This is a genomic window from Marinobacter sp. MBR-105, from assembly GCF_053628895.1.
On sequence record NZ_JBRJHG010000020.1, the window covers coordinates 1 to 14,114 of the forward strand.

At 57.3% G+C, this 14,114-nt stretch carries 12 protein-coding genes; 7 read left to right on the forward strand and 5 right to left on the reverse strand.

Features of this window, described 5'->3' with window-relative positions; translation table 11 throughout:
* Window positions 1-113: 113 nt before the first annotated feature.
* The gene (locus ACSSVV_RS18495) at window positions 114-398 is read right to left on the reverse strand and encodes a hypothetical protein (RefSeq protein ID WP_454106719.1); all 285 of its coding nucleotides are present in this window, start codon (window positions 396-398) and stop codon (window positions 114-116) included.
* Between the two features lie 209 nt (window positions 399-607).
* On the opposite strand from ACSSVV_RS18495, the gene ACSSVV_RS18500 reads away from it, so the two are divergent.
* Genes ACSSVV_RS18500 through ACSSVV_RS18510 form a run of 3 tightly spaced genes read left to right on the forward strand, consistent with a single transcriptional unit; the run spans window position 608 to window position 6,407 of the window.
* Window positions 608-1,927: a TolC family protein gene (locus tag ACSSVV_RS18500; RefSeq protein ID WP_454106720.1), complete on the forward strand. Its 1,320-nt coding sequence runs from the start codon at window positions 608-610 to the stop codon at window positions 1,925-1,927.
* Between the two features lie 5 nt (window positions 1,928-1,932).
* Window positions 1,933-3,285, forward strand: a complete 1,353-nt coding sequence (locus tag ACSSVV_RS18505; protein WP_454106721.1) for an efflux RND transporter periplasmic adaptor subunit — start codon at window positions 1,933-1,935, stop codon at window positions 3,283-3,285.
* A complete protein-coding gene (locus tag ACSSVV_RS18510) occupies window positions 3,285-6,407 on the forward strand; it encodes an efflux RND transporter permease subunit (RefSeq protein ID WP_023007850.1) in 3,123 nt (1,040 codons plus the stop codon). Before ACSSVV_RS18505 ends, ACSSVV_RS18510 begins: the two co-directional genes overlap by 1 nt.
* Before the next feature lie 24 nt (window positions 6,408-6,431).
* On the opposite strand, the gene ACSSVV_RS18515 is transcribed toward ACSSVV_RS18510, so the two are convergent.
* On the reverse strand, window positions 6,432-7,340 hold the full coding sequence (locus ACSSVV_RS18515; RefSeq protein ID WP_454106722.1) for a LysR family transcriptional regulator: 909 nt from the start codon (window positions 7,338-7,340) through the stop codon (window positions 6,432-6,434).
* Between the two features lie 165 nt (window positions 7,341-7,505).
* Between ACSSVV_RS18515 and ACSSVV_RS18520 the strand changes: the two genes are divergently transcribed.
* Both ACSSVV_RS18520 and ACSSVV_RS18525 read left to right on the forward strand, forming a co-directional pair.
* Window positions 7,506-7,949 carry a DoxX family protein gene (locus ACSSVV_RS18520; protein WP_114434383.1) on the forward strand — a complete coding sequence of 148 codons (444 nt, stop codon included), beginning with the start codon at window positions 7,506-7,508 and terminating at the stop codon, window positions 7,947-7,949.
* Between the two features lie 15 nt (window positions 7,950-7,964).
* Complete coding sequence (locus ACSSVV_RS18525; RefSeq protein WP_023007847.1) at window positions 7,965-8,765, forward strand: DODA-type extradiol aromatic ring-opening family dioxygenase; 801 nt, start codon at window positions 7,965-7,967, stop codon at window positions 8,763-8,765.
* Between the two features lies 1 nt (window position 8,766).
* Here the strand turns inward: ACSSVV_RS18525 and ACSSVV_RS18530 are convergent, their stop codons facing one another.
* Window positions 8,767-10,077 (reverse strand): NAD(P)/FAD-dependent oxidoreductase, encoded by a 1,311-nt coding sequence (locus tag ACSSVV_RS18530; protein ID WP_023007846.1) that lies wholly within the window; start codon window positions 10,075-10,077, stop codon window positions 8,767-8,769.
* 248 nt (window positions 10,078-10,325) lie between these two features.
* On the opposite strand from ACSSVV_RS18530, the gene ACSSVV_RS18535 reads away from it, so the two are divergent.
* Window positions 10,326-10,952, forward strand: coding sequence for a YbhB/YbcL family Raf kinase inhibitor-like protein (locus tag ACSSVV_RS18535; RefSeq protein ID WP_011783721.1), 627 nt, complete (start codon window positions 10,326-10,328; stop codon window positions 10,950-10,952).
* Between the two features lie 133 nt (window positions 10,953-11,085).
* The gene (locus ACSSVV_RS18540; RefSeq protein ID WP_454106723.1) at window positions 11,086-11,937 is read left to right on the forward strand and encodes a UDP-2,3-diacylglucosamine diphosphatase; all 852 of its coding nucleotides are present in this window, start codon (window positions 11,086-11,088) and stop codon (window positions 11,935-11,937) included.
* A 1-nt stretch (window position 11,938) separates the two neighbouring features.
* Here ACSSVV_RS18540 and ACSSVV_RS18545 read toward each other — a convergent pair whose 3' ends face one another.
* Together ACSSVV_RS18545 and ACSSVV_RS18550 are read right to left on the reverse strand one after the other, a co-directional pair.
* Window positions 11,939-12,547: a TetR/AcrR family transcriptional regulator gene (locus ACSSVV_RS18545; protein WP_011783723.1), complete on the reverse strand. Its 609-nt coding sequence runs from the start codon at window positions 12,545-12,547 to the stop codon at window positions 11,939-11,941.
* 112 nt (window positions 12,548-12,659) lie between these two features.
* Window positions 12,660-13,850, reverse strand: coding sequence for an ADP-ribosylglycohydrolase family protein (locus tag ACSSVV_RS18550; protein ID WP_011783724.1), 1,191 nt, complete (start codon window positions 13,848-13,850; stop codon window positions 12,660-12,662).
* Between the last annotated feature and the right edge of the window lie 264 nt (window positions 13,851-14,114).

Here is a 14,114-nt window from a genome sequence, read left to right on the forward strand (position 1 = left end):
ATAGCGGCTGTTGGTGCTTGGTGAACGGTGTAAGGTCCTGAAACTATAGCACTTTCAGCCGCTTTCTTTTATCCCGTCATGAGAAATCCGGGCTAGTAAGTTTTGCCGCAGGGTCACCCTGCGGTATTTTTTCGCTTTTCTTTCAGAGCCTCGTGGTAGGCACGCCCTTGTTTGTTCATCATTTTTTTGCGAGCTTCAAAACCCGACTCTGACATGGAGTAGCGTGTCATTTCTCTGTGCAGACGTTGCATGTCTTCATTCTTAAGTACGTCTTCAAACGATGAATTATTTATGTTTTTTTCATCCATGCTCTTCATGTCTTTTTCATCTGATATGTTGCCTGCAAAGAGGGATGTGGAAATAGTGAATGCTGAGATTAACGCGATCATGCGTTTCATAAATACACCTCCAGGTTAGTTGGTGAGTTTATGAAAACATTGATTCCTGAATTTATCCTGAAATAATAATTCTGTTTAAATAAACATTTTTTAATTGATTTGCCCGTTATTTATTAAAGTCAAGCGCTGAGTTTTTTTCAGTTATTCAGTTTGGTTTCAGATAAATAAAATAAGATCGCGGGAGGAAAACAATTGATGGAGATGTCCCGTTGTCCTTTCTTCCCCACCTCGTAAAGTCCGTTGTTCTAGGTGCTTTGATTCTTACCGGTCTGCCCGGTTTCGCCGAGCCCAGGCTTGAGTTATCTGACGCCATTGATGTTGCTACTGAGGAGGATCCCTGGCTTCGCCAGAGTGTCCAGATTCAGGATGCCCTTCTGGAGGAGTCGATTGCCGATGGCGCCCTGCCGGATCCGAGAATGACCCTCGGCGCCGCGAATCTGCCCACAGATACTTTTGATACGGGCCAGGAGGCCATGACTCAGGCTACCGTCGGTCTTACCCAGCGAATTCCACGTGGCAACAGCCGTCAGCTGGCAAGCGCGAAGAAGGCGGAAATGGCCGCAGTTCAGCCGTTCCGGCGCGCGAATCGTCGGGCACAGGTTGAACAGACGGTAACGCAGCTCTGGCTGGAGGTCTGGCGCTCCGAGCAGAGTATCCGGTTGATTGAAAGCAACAGAGGCTTGTTTGAGCAATTGGAAGATGTTGCTGAGGCGGGCTACACCTCTGCCTCCATGGGGTCCAGGCAGCAGGATGTTATCCGGGCTTCGCTGGAGCTGACGAGGCTTGAGGACCGGCTGACAGCACTGCAGGTGCAACAGGCATCGAATCGGGAAGCGCTGGCCGAGTGGATTGGCCTGGATCAGGCACAGCTGGCCGTCACCGACCATGTCCCCCGCGAACTGCTGGGAGAACTCCCTTCTGCCTGGGCTGAAATCGCGACTGATTCACTGATCCGACATCCCGCGGTGCGCGCCACCGATCAGTTGATTGAAGCCCAGAGTGTTGACGTTGATCTGGCCCGCCAGTCCTACAAACCGGAATGGTCGATATCGGCACAATACGGATATCGTGACCGGGCTCCGAACGGCGAGGACCGGGCCGATCTGTTTTCCGTGGGGATTGGCTTTGATCTGCCTCTTTTCACCGGCAATCGGCAGGACCGGAAGCTCAACGCGTCTGTGGCTAGACTGGAGGCGGCGAAAACCGAGCGTATCCTGCAGCTCCGTGGGCTTCGCGCCAAAGCCAGGGCTGCCGTTGTCAGAATTCAGCGCCTGGATGAGCGCATAGCGCTGTATGAAAAGACCCTTCTGCCACAAATGGAAGCGCAGGCAAGTGCGGCACTGACGGCCTACAACAACGACGACGGCGACTTCGCCGAGGCAGTGCGCGCGCGAATTGCCGAGCTCAATGCCCAGGTGGAACTGATTCAGATGAAAGCCGAGCGGGCCGGGAATATGGCGAACTTCCGCTACCTGACGGCTGAATCTTCCGAGATCCCTACCTTTTCAATGACCCGTTATCAGGACTGATCATCATGGCTAACTTTGTTCGCCCTCTGGGCTTTGTGTTGCTCGGCGGTCTCGCCGGTGCGGTAGCCACCTATTGGTTTGCATCGGACACCCACGCGCTTTCTTCTGCAGAACAGGCCAGCTCCGATTCAAAAAAACCGCTGTACTGGGTCGCTCCCATGGACCCCAATTTCAAAAGTGACAAACCGGGAAAATCACCCATGGGTATGGATCTGATTCCGGTGTATGACGACGGCGGATCGGCAGACGATACGGCGGGCACGGTCCGTATCTCACCGACGGTTGTCAATAATCTGGGGGTTCGCACGGAGCCGGTGATTCAGGGGCGGCTGCCCAATAACATCACCACTGTGGGCTATGTGGCCTACGATGAAGACCAGATGGTTCACGTTCATCCCCGGGTTGATGGCTGGATTGAAACGCTGTTTGTCAAAGCCGAGGGAGAGCCTGTTGAACAGGGCAAGCCGCTGTACACCTTATATTCGCCCACCCTGGTGAATGCCCAGGAGGAGCTGCTGTTGGCGATGAACCGTGGCAACCAGAAACTGGTGGAGGCTGCTACAGAGCGGCTGGCGGCGCTGAATGTGCCGGCCAGTCTGATCAGCCGGTTACGCCAGAGCCGGGACATTCAGAGGACGATGACGGTTTACGCGCCCCGCTCGGGTGTGATTGAGAACCTGAATGTGCGCGAGGGTATGTTCATCAAACCGGGAGACCGGGTTCTGTCGATCGCTGCGCTCGATGAAGTCTGGCTGATCGGTGAAGTGTTTGAAAGCCAGCTTTCGGCTGTGGAGGCAGGCAACCGGGTGCAGATGACCCTGGATTACATGCCCGGCCGTGAGTGGCGTGGCAGTGTGGATTACGTCTATCCGGAAGTGAATCCCAAAACCCGGACGGCCCGGGTCCGGATGCGGTTTGATAACGAGGATGGTGCCCTGATGCCGGGCATGTTTGCCCGGCTGGAGGTCCAGGGCGAGCGGGGAAAACGGCAGTTTCTGGTGCCCCGGGAGTCGGTTATCCGCACCGGCCAGAGTGATCGCCTCGTTCTGGCCCTGGAGGAGGGAGCTTTCAAGTCGGTAAACGTCAGCGTTGGGCGCGTGGGGGAAAAGTATGCGGAAATACTCGATGGCCTGATGCCTGGTGATACTGTCGTTACATCGGCCCAGTTCCTGATCGATTCAGAATCCAGCAAAAGCTCTGATTTCCGGCGTATGTCTGCACCTCAGACCCGGGATGACGGCGGCATGAATCACGAAGGCATGGATCACGGTGCTATGAATCATGGCGCGATGAATCAGGATGCCGTGGAGCAAGACACCATGGATCACAGCACCATGAACCATGGCGGAGGCGAGTGATGATTGCAGCCATTATTCGCTGGTCGGTTGGTAACCGCTTCTTGGTGTTGCTGGCCACGTTGCTGATCACGGGGCTCGGCCTGTATTCCCTGAAACAAACGCCGGTGGATGCCTTACCGGATCTGTCGGATGTCCAGGTTATTATCAAAACCGGCTTTCCGGGGCAGGCCCCGCAGGTGGTGGAAGATCAGGTGACCTACCCGATGACCACTGCCATGCTCTCGGTACCAGGTGCGAAAACGGTCAGGGGATACTCGTTCTTCGGGGATTCCTACGTCTACGTGATCTTCGATGAAGACACCGACATGTACTGGGCGCGCTCGCGGGTGCTGGAGTATCTCTCCCAGGTGGCGCCCAGCCTGCCGGACTCGGCTCGTCCCCAGCTTGGGCCCGATGCCACTGGCGTGGGCTGGGTGTATCTCTATGCCCTGGTGGATCGCACCGGAAATCACGACCTGAGCGAACTACGCAGTCTGCAGGACTGGTTCCTCAAATACGAGCTGCAAACGGTGCCCGGTGTGTCTGAGGTGGCCGCCCTGGGCGGCATGGTGAAACAGTATCAGGTCAAGGTCAGCCCGGAAAAACTCCGCGCCCTGGGGATCCCGCTGGCCCATATCCAGAACGCCATAAAACGGGGTAATCAGGAAGTGGGTGCGTCCGTGATCGAGATGGCTGAAGCGGAATACATGGTGCGCACCTCAGGTTACATCCAGTCCCGTGATGATCTGCTCTCGATCCCTCTGGGGCTGGACGACAATGGCACGCCCCTTTTGCTTAAAGACGTGGCGACTGTTGAGGTTGGCCCCCAGATGCGCCGCGGCGTTGCTGAGCTGAACGGTGAGGGCGAGACCGTTGGCGGAGTGGTGGTCATGCGCTTCGGTGAGAACGCCCAGGCGACCATCAATGGCGTCAAGGACAAACTAAAGGACCTCAAATCCAGCCTGCCCGAGGGGGTTGAGGTGGTAACGGTCTATGATCGCTCCGGTCTGATCGAACGGGCCGTCAATAACCTGGGTTTCAAGCTGCTGGAAGAGTTCCTGGTGGTGGGTCTGGTGTGCATTGTCTTCCTGTTCCACGTGCGGTCTTCGCTGGTCGCGATTCTCAGCCTGCCGGTGGGCATCCTGGCGGCCTTTATTGTCATGCACTGGCAGGGCATCAACGCCAACATCATGTCACTGGGCGGTATTGCCATTGCGATCGGGGCGATGATCGATGGTGCCATTGTTATGATCGAGAACATGCACAAACACATGGAGCGGACGCCGTTAACGCCGGAAAACCGGTGGGAAGTGGTAACCCGATCCGCTTCCGAGGTCGGGCCTGCCCTGTTTTTCTCCCTGCTGATCATTACCGTCAGTTTTGTGCCCGTTTTCGCACTGGAAGCACAGGAAGGCCGGATGTTTGCGCCCCTGGCCTTTACCAAGACCTATGCCATGGCAGCCAGCGCGGCTCTGGCGGTGACCCTGGTGCCGGTGCTCATGGGGTATTTCATCCGGGGCAAAGTGCTGCCGGAGCACAAGAATCCGGTGAACCGTTTGCTGGTCAGTGCCTATATGCCGGTTCTGAAGCTGGTACTTCGCTTCCCGAAAACAACTGTGCTGGCGGCAGTTCTGGCTTTGGTTGTTGGTGTCTGGCCTGCCACCCGAATCGGCAGTGAATTCATTCCGCCGCTGGATGAAGGCGATCTGATGTACATGCCCACCACCTATCCGGGCATCTCGATCGGTAAGGCGCGGGAGCTGCTGCAGCAGACCGACAAGCTGATCGCCACGGTACCCGAGGTTGAAACTGTCTTCGGTAAAGTGGGCCGGGCCGATACCGCAACCGATCCGGCGCCGTTGACGATGATCGAGACCTTTATCCAGCTCCAGCCAAGGGATGAATGGCGGGAAGGCATGACCACGGAAAAACTTAAGCAGGAACTTAACAACCTGATTCGGTTCCCCGGCCTGACCAATGCCTGGGTGATGCCGATCATCACCCGCATCGACATGCTGGCAACGGGAATCAAGACGCCGGTCGGCATCAAGGTGGCGGGGCCGGACCTGGCTACCATTCAGGGTATTGGCAAACGCCTTGAGGAAATCATGGTGGACATACCTGGCACAGCGTCGGTTTACTCCGAGCGGGTCGCCGGGGGCCGCTACATCAAGGTCGATATCGATCGCGAGCGCGCCGCGCGCTACGGACTGAACATTGCAGATGTTCAGCAGGTGGTGGCATCGGCAATTGGCGGTATCAATGTTTCCCGGACTATCGAAGGGCTTGAGCGCTACCCCGTGAATCTTCGTTACCCCGAGGATTACCGGGATTCCCCGGAAAAGCTGGAGCAATTACCGATTGTGACCGCCTCTGGCCAGCGGATTGCGCTGGCGGATGTGGCTGATATCCGTGTGGAGGACGGTCCGCCGGCAATCAAGAGTGAGAACGCCCGGCTGAACGGCTGGACCTTTGTCGATATTGAGGGGGTTGATGTCGGTAGCTACGTCGAACAGGCCATGGCCACCGTGAACGAATCGCTTGACCTGCCCGCGGGCTATTCGGTGACCTGGTCCGGGCAGTACGAGTACATGCTGCGAGCCAAGGAAAAGCTCACCTATGTGGTGCCCCTAACACTGGCGATCATTGTGATATTGCTGTTCCTGAACTTCCGGCGTTTCGCGGAGGTCGGGATCATCATGGGTACGCTGCCCTTTGCCATGATCGGTGCCATCTGGCTGATGTATCTGCTGGGTTACAACTTCTCTGTGGCTGTAGGGGTCGGGTTCATTGCACTGGCGGGTGTAGCCGTGGAAATCGGCGTGATCATGCTGGTGTACCTGAACCAGTCCTATGCCGCCATGCTGGAAACCTGCGAGGAGAAGGGCCTGACTCCGAGGCGCGAAACCCTTCGCCATTCGGTGCTCCACGGTGCCGGTTTGCGAGTAAGGCCGATCATGATGACCGCGGCAGCCATTATCGGGGGGCTGGTGCCCATCATGGTGGGTACCGGCACCGGCTCGGAAGTAATGGGGCGCATTGCGGCACCGATGGTTGGCGGAATGATATCTGCCGTTATTCTGGCGTTGCTGGTGATTCCTGTGCTCTTTTATCTATGGAAGCAGAGAGCTTTGAAGGATTGATGTTGACCGTATGCCTGAGCACGACTAATCAAACCTGTCCCAGTAGGGCGGATCACCAAAATAACCGTCGATAAAGTCGATGAAGCTGCGGACCTTGCTTGCCAGTAACTGGCGGTGAGCGTAGACGGCGTATAGCCCCAGCGGCTCCGGTTCATGTTCCGGCAGGACGATCGTTAACTTGCCTTCCTGAATGGCGGGGCCCGCGATAAAGGTCGGTTGCAGGGCAATCCCGGCCCCGGCAATGGCTGCCTCGACAAGCACGTCGCCGTTGTTGCTGACCATTCCCTGCAGGTTGTCACTGCGGTTGTCCTGGAGCCACTTCTGCGGGGGATGGTTGGAATCCGGGTCCATGTAGCTGTAGCGCAGGTACTGATGGTCCCGGAGGTCTTCCGGTTTGCCGGGGGTGCCGTATCGTGCCAGATAAGCTGGAGAGGCACACAGCACCAGCCGCACCGGCGCCACCCGCTTGGCGATCAGGGAAGAGCTTTGCAGGCGGCCGATGCGCAGCGCGATGTCGAAGCCTTCCTCGACTATGTCGACCTTCCGGTCATTGAGTTGCAGATCAATACCCACGGCGGGGTGCATTCGCTGGAACTCGGTCAGCAGGGCCGGCATGTGGCGAATGGCGAAAGAAACCGGGGCACTGATGCGCAGCAGGCCCTGGGCCTCGGTTTGCAGGTCGCCGAGCTGGTTTTCCAGATCATCAATATCACTGAGCACCTGCTGGGCCCGCGGGTAATATTGCCTGCCTGCTTCGGTCAGGTGGAGCCTGCGCGTGGTGCGGTTCAGCAACCGAACGCCCAGGTGCGTCTCCAACTGAGACACGTATTTGCTGACCAGTTGTGGCGAGGTGTCCAGGCGGTCAGCGGCTCGGGTGAAGCTGCCTTCGTTGACCACTGTCACGAAGGTGCGCATGGCTTCAATACGATCCATGGCGGTGTCCTGATCTGAGTTGTGCTGATGATTATCAATAAAATGACGATAATATAGCAACAAGAGTCATCTTAGTCTTTGAGATTGGTGATAGTAAAGTGAGCCAATAGCCTGAAGCCAGGGCTTCGGGATAAACCAATCAGAGAAAGACTTAAGGTGACGAATATGAACGCTCAATTCACAAAGGCATTACTCCAATCCAATGGTGGCTTTGCCGCACTGGTACTGAGGGTTCCGGTGGGGCTGATCCTGGCAGCGCATGGTGCCCAGAAACTGTTCGGCTGGTTTGGCGGATATGGGCTGGAAGGTACCGGACAATGGCTGGCTAGTATTGGCCTGGAGCCTGGCTACCTGATGGCCTTGCTGGCAGGTGGTGCCGAATTCTTTGGCGGTCTGGCACTGGTGCTCGGGCTACTGACACGTCCGGCGGCGGTGGTTGCGGCTTTCACCATGTTGGTGGCCATTTTCGCGGTGCATATCGGTAATGGCTTGTTTATGGCCAATAATGGTTACGAGTATGCACTCACGCTGTTTGCCGCCACCGTCGCTCTGGCGATTCAGGGCGCAGGCCGGTTCGCTGTCGATAACCTGTTGCAGAAAGAAAGCTGAACCGGGGAGAACGCCATGAGCAAAGCGACCGATGTACTGTTTGTTTCCCACGGTGGCGGCCCCATGCCGCTGCTGGGAGATCCCGGGCACCAGGACATGGTGGTCCGGTTAACAGAGCTAGCGGCTGACCTGCGCAAACCCTCTGCGATACTGGTGATCAGCGCCCACTGGGAGGAGGCGATCCCGACCATCACCTCCGGTACTACGCCGTCGCTGATTTACGATTATTACGGTTTTCCTTCGGAAGCCTACAAGATCGAATACCCCTGCCCGGGTGAGCCAGTGCTGGCGCAGCAGGTCGCCCAGGCGTTGGATCAGGCTGGTATCCAGGCCCGCCTGGATGACCAGCGGGGCCTGGATCACGGCGCGTTCGTGCCGCTTAAACTGATGTATCCGGAGGCAAAGATTCCCTGCATTCAGCTCTCACTGGTCAACACTCTGGACGCCAGTACGCACCTTGCGATTGGCCGGGCATTGCAGGCACTGGATTACGATAACCTGCTGGTGCTTGGCTCCGGCTTCTCGTTCCACAACATGCGGGCCTTCTTTGCTGCACCGACACCGGAAATCCAGGCCCGTAACCTGGCCTTTGAGGACTGGCTGGAACAGACCTGCGGCGACAGCTCCCTGTCGGAGCCGGAGCGGGCGAAGCGCCTGGCAGATTGGGAGCAAGCGCCCCATGCCCGGTTCTGTCACCCCCGGGAAGAGCACCTCCTGCCCTTGCACGTGTGCTATGGCCTCGCCAACAAAGCCAGCGACCGGCACATTGCCGCAACCATCCTCGGGAAACAGTCGGGGATGTTTTACTGGGGCTGAATCAGTGCAGCTTCAACCGTGGCTGCATGGCCCGACTGATCTTGTCCATCAGCCAGATCACGCCGGTTCGCAGGAAACCGTGCAAGGCCACCTGGTGCATTCGGTACAGCGACACGTAGAACAGCCTGGCCACTTTCCCTTCGATATACATACTGCGTCCGGACAGGTTACCCATCAGGTTGCCGACGGTGGTGTATTTGCTGAAGTTGATCAGTGAGCCATGGTCGTTGTACACGAAGGGAACGGCTTCTTTGCCTTCCAGCCGGTTGCAGAGGGTTTTGAACAGGGCATCGGCCTGCTGGTGTGCGGCCTGGGCACGTGGTGGCACCGGCCGGTCGGATTCCGGCTGCGGGCAGGCGGCGCAGTCACCAAACGCGAAGATATCCGTATCTTTGGTGGTTTTCAGGGTCTGTTCCACCAGCAGCTGATTGCCGCGATTGGTCTCCAGGCCGTCCAGTTCCGCCAGGAACGGCGGTGCTTTGATGCCAGCGGCCCAGATGGTCATTTCCGAGGGCAGTTCAGTGCCGTCCTTCATGATCAGACTGTTCTCGCGCACCTCGCTTACAGGTTGTCCGGTCAATACCTTGACCTTCTGGCGTTCCAGTTCCCGGGTGGCTGCGGCGGAAAGGCGCCCGGGCAGCGCAGGCAATATGCGGTCGGCCGCCTCGATCACGCTGATGGAAACATCGGAAGATTTGAGGTGGTTCATGCCGTAGATGGGCAATTCGCGGGATGCGAGTCTCAGTTCGGCAGCCAGTTCCACGCCCGTGGCTCCGGCACCAATGATGCTGATGTTCAGGGCATGGGGCTGGCCCTGAAGGGCTTCGTGGTTTTTGCGCAGGAAGGCATTGAGCATCAGGTTATGAAAGCGGCGAGCCTGCTTCAGACTGTCCAGGAACAGGCAGTGGTCCTGTGCGCCGGGGGTGCCGAAGTCGTTCGCGGTGCTGCCAACGGCAATCACCAGGGTGTCGTAATGAAGGCGCCGTTCCGGCACTACTTCCTGGCCTTCTTCATCCCGGAACGGGGCAATTACGATCGCTTTATTGGTCCGGTCCAGACCGCTCATGCGGCCGAGCTGAAACTCGTAATGGTGCTTGCGGGCGTGGGCGCGGTAATTGATTTCGTTGGCGCTGGCGTCCAGCGAGCCGGAGGCCACTTCATGCAGCAGGGGTTTCCACACATGGGTAAGACCGGCGTCGACCAGGGAAATACGGGCTTTGCCTTTTTTGCCAAGCTTGTTGCCCAGACTGGTGACCAGTTCCAGACCGCCGGCTCCGCCGCCGACCACGACTATGTGATGAAGGTTTTCCATAACGTTTCAGACCTTTAAGTGATGAAAGCCAAACGCTCTCGGATGAAAGCGCTTGGCTGTCGTCACTGGCCTGAATGTCTATGATTAGGGAGCTAATACAGGGGCGTATACTACCGCCGATGTTGGAGCGAGACAATTGAGCCCAAGTACCTATTGGCTCCATCGTTAGTATTGTCGGGCTGGACACAGAGCCGTTGGCGCTGCTACAAACTTCTCATCCACTTGAAGAACAGACAGGAGAAAGCGACGTGAAACTGCAGGTTCGAGGTGTTGAGGAAGGCCAGCCGGTACCGGAAAAGTTTGCCTTCGGTGTGTTCAGTGAGCAGGACCACATGAGTTTTGGTCCCAACCGGAATCCAGAGCTGGTCTGGGACGGTGCACCGGAGGGCACCAAAAGCTTTGTGGTGATGATGTTTGACCCGGATGTGCCCAGCGTCGCCGACGACGTCAATCAGGAAGGCAAGACCGTACCGGCGGACCTGCCACGTGTCGATTTCTTCCATTGGCTGCTGGTGGATATTCCCGCTGGCACAAAGCGGATCCCGGAAGGTGAAGACAGCGATGGTGTCAGTCCCAAGGGCAAGGATTATGGACCTGGTCCGATTGGTGTCCGTGGTGTGAACAATTACACCCAGTTTCTGGCCGGCAATCCGGACATGGCCGGTACCTATGCCGGTTATGACGGCCCCTGCCCGCCCTGGAATGATGAAATCATCCATCACTACCACTTTGAAGTGCATGCTCTGGATGTAGACACCCTGGGCCTCGAGGGTGAATTTGACGGCAACGACGTGCGTCAGGCCATGGCCGGACATGTGCTGGCCAGTGCCCGGGTAACCGGCACCTACACGCTTAATCCCGCCCTTCGCCCGTAGTTGCAGCCAGCGGAGCCGGCCACATCGGCTCCGCTTTCATCAAATTGTCTTGGTGCTGTCACCCCGGTGTCACCGGGTGTTGCCAAGGTGATGTCAGGATCCTGAAAGCAGGCCTGTTCTCACCGGAGGCACCATGCGACAGTATCGAAGCGTATTCATATCCGACGTCCATCTGGGTACCGCCGATTGCCAGGCGGACTATCTGCTGGATTTCCTGAATAACATTCAGTGCCAGACCCTTTACCTGGTGGGCGACATCGTCGACCTGATTGCCATGCAGCGACGGGCTCATTTTCCCGACAGCCACCGGCAGGTTATCCACAAGCTGCTGGAGCTGGCCGCAACGGGAACCCGGGTGGTGTACATCCCGGGCAATCACGATGAATTTTTCCGGCGTTTCTGTGGCCAGACGTTTTCCGGCATCGAATTGCAGTACAAGGCCGTGCATACCACCGCCGACGACCGTCAGTTTCTGGTCTGCCATGGCGACCAGTTTGACCAGGTGGTGCGCTGCAGTCCTTTGATGCTGCTGGTCGGAGACCGCGCCCATGGGTTGTTGCTGCGTCTGAACCGCTGGTTCAACGCCTTGCGGCGATTACAGGGCAAGCCCTACTGGTCGCTGGCGGCCTGGATTAAAAGCCGGATTGGCAAGGCGAGAACTTTTATCCGCCGTTTCGAGTTGGCGGCGCTGAACGCGGCGGAAAAAGGCCACTATCACGGTTTTATCTGCGGCCATATCCACTCGGCGGGCTTCCTGCGCAGCGAAGAGGGGCTCTATTGTAATGATGGCGACTGGGTGGAACACTGCACCGCGCTGGTGGAGCGGGAAAACGGTCGGCTGGAACTGCTGCACTGGTCCGAATCGCCAGTGACCCTGAGTCAGGAACCGGAGACGCCGAACCCGGAGCTGGCCGGCGACGCCCGGCCCGTGATTGATGCGTTACCGGCGGCGTTTCTGGAGCAAATCAACGGTCCCGCCCGGTGATTCAGTTCCGGACCCGATAGGGCTCCAGGATAGCCGCCATATCCTGACCCAACTGTTCGAGGTCGGTCCGAGATAGCTCCCGTTCGGCGATGGAACGAAGCCCCATGATCTGACTCTGATACAGTCTGGCCAGGCGTCGGCAATCTGTGTCGGGCGCCAGCTCGCCCTGCTTTCTGGCGGCTTCCAGTAACTCGGTAAAGGCATTTTCAATGGCGGTCAGTAAGGCCTTTGCCTCTTGATGGAGCGCGGTGTTGGTGTTGCTGGATTCAAGCAGCGTTTTCACAATCAGACAGGCCCGCGCCGGGGTGCTGCAGTCTGGCTCTGAACAGCTCCTGGCGATCTTGACCAGAAAAGCCTGCAGGCCATCCAGCACATTGTGGTAGCCGGCCATGTGGCAGGCAAGATCTTCGCCTGCCTGGTGCGCATACCTTGCCAGCGCTTCCGAAAACAGCCCGTCTTTACTGCCGAATGTTGCGTAGATGCTGCCCGGGCGCATGTCCAGAGCCTGCTCAATCTGCTTCATGGAGCTGCCATGGTAGCCCTTGTGCCAGAACAGGCCGACCGCGCTGGCAAGGGCAGTTTCCCGATCATAGCTTGGAGGTCTGGGCATTGGGTTCACCGCCTGATTGTTTGTTGAGTATACGCTCAATTATATCTTCAATGATCGCGCTGAAATATGTCGAGGTCGTTTGCTGATACTGAACTGCCAGGGTAAGTCAGGTTTACTGGTTAGATTCGGCCCTCATACCAACCAACAACTCAACATCCCTGTAAATGGCCGCTGCGCCCTTAACCCGGGCCAGCCAGCTCAGAGGGATGCCGTATTCTCCGCCAACGCCATGAATTGCAGCCATGGCCGGGCCAATGATCCAGGCGCGGCCGCAGGAGTCTCCACCGCACTGGATGTTGGCACGAACAGCTTCGGCGTAACTCGTGGCATGGTTGAGGATATGAAAAATGACCGGCATGGCCTCCTTCAAGTAACAGGTGCGCCCGAACGACTCAGCGGCACCGACAGGATCAAGCTGTTCATCAGCTCGCGCTTTGTTGAGGCTGCAGGGTTCCGGCGCTTCGGCCGTGGCAGCGTCCAAAGACTCTGACATAGATTTGCCCAGATAAAGACTCTCCAGGAGTCTTGCTGCGCACTTCGCCCAGGCTACGGCTTCGTCGTTGTGGTTGGTTACCCGTACTGCCGCTTCGGTTGTTGTCAGAAGGTCATCACTACCGAGATAACAGGCCACGAGCGGAGGCAGTTTGGACACAGCCGGTAGTTGCATGTCATTAGCGCCGCTTTCCGGTAGCAGGTGCTGGTCGATCGTTTGCGCGAGGTGGACGCCGGCCTCCTGAATGTCTGTCTCGTGATAGGTCAGATTAATGGCTTTGCGCACCGGGCCAGCCAGTTGATCGCCACTCAGACGGCTCGTGTAGGGCAACACTTTCTGCACGAGTAGGCGCTTCTGCTGATCCGTGAGACTGGCAGCCGTTGAGGCCTGGGCCCGTTCAATCGCGCTCTGCTCGATCGAGTTGAGGTTATGCAGCGTTACCCGTGTGGGGTTGTCGATATAGCCCTGCCATGTCCCGCCGGGGCCAAAAAAGGCCCGGAAACGTCGCTGGTAGTCACGAATGTTCAGGTGACCCTGGTTAGCCAAAAGGCTGTCGGTAAGAACCCCGGTCGCGGCGCCATAATGGCTGATGTCACCGACCTTTTTTCCGCCATGAGCAAAGTATCCGAAACCGCCTTCGAAATAATCCGCTTTGGGCGGGAGGAATTCCGGGTATTCTCCGCCAACGTCGTGGATGCGATCACTGTCGTAAAGCCAGTGCAGGCCAAGACTGGCGGCATCAGCAACCCAGCCGCCGGCGAGGGCGGCTACCATGTCAGAGTTCATGGCGCGTATTGCATCATTGGCCATCGGATTCCCTCGTTTTCTGTGCGCTGAAGAAGTCGTCTGTGCTCAGTTGGCCTTGCTCCAGGCCAGCGGACGCTTGGAAATCTCATCAAACAATGTGGAAAGTGTATCTGATTGAAAGAAAGGTGCTTGTTTGGTGGCGCATATTGTTGCGGAATTAGTCAAATCTCGACTATTTTTTAGCGAGTGCTCAAAAATAATTATTTATAAGCGGTGTAACATCCAGCGTGTGATCGTGTCTTTGCTATAACAGCGTATGGTCTATAC

Bases quoted from the DNA above. Each gene is read 5' to 3' on its own strand.
- ACSSVV_RS18540 (WP_454106723.1), top strand. From the start codon at position 11,086: ATGCGACAGTATCGAAGCGTATTCATATCCGACGTCCATCTGGGTACC.
- ACSSVV_RS18495 (WP_454106719.1), bottom strand. From the start codon at position 398: ATGAAACGCATGATCGCGTTAATCTCAGCATTCACTATTTCCACATCC.
- ACSSVV_RS18510 (WP_023007850.1), top strand. From the start codon at position 3,285: ATGATTGCAGCCATTATTCGCTGGTCGGTTGGTAACCGCTTCTTGGTG.
- ACSSVV_RS18505 (WP_454106721.1), top strand. From the start codon at position 1,933: ATGGCTAACTTTGTTCGCCCTCTGGGCTTTGTGTTGCTCGGCGGTCTC.
- ACSSVV_RS18525 (WP_023007847.1), top strand. From the start codon at position 7,965: ATGAGCAAAGCGACCGATGTACTGTTTGTTTCCCACGGTGGCGGCCCC.
- ACSSVV_RS18545 (WP_011783723.1), bottom strand. From the start codon at position 12,547: ATGCCCAGACCTCCAAGCTATGATCGGGAAACTGCCCTTGCCAGCGCG.
- ACSSVV_RS18515 (WP_454106722.1), bottom strand. From the start codon at position 7,340: ATGGATCGTATTGAAGCCATGCGCACCTTCGTGACAGTGGTCAACGAA.
- ACSSVV_RS18550 (WP_011783724.1), bottom strand. From the start codon at position 13,850: ATGGCCAATGATGCAATACGCGCCATGAACTCTGACATGGTAGCCGCC.
- ACSSVV_RS18520 (WP_114434383.1), top strand. From the start codon at position 7,506: ATGAACGCTCAATTCACAAAGGCATTACTCCAATCCAATGGTGGCTTT.
- ACSSVV_RS18530 (WP_023007846.1), bottom strand. From the start codon at position 10,077: ATGGAAAACCTTCATCACATAGTCGTGGTCGGCGGCGGAGCCGGCGGT.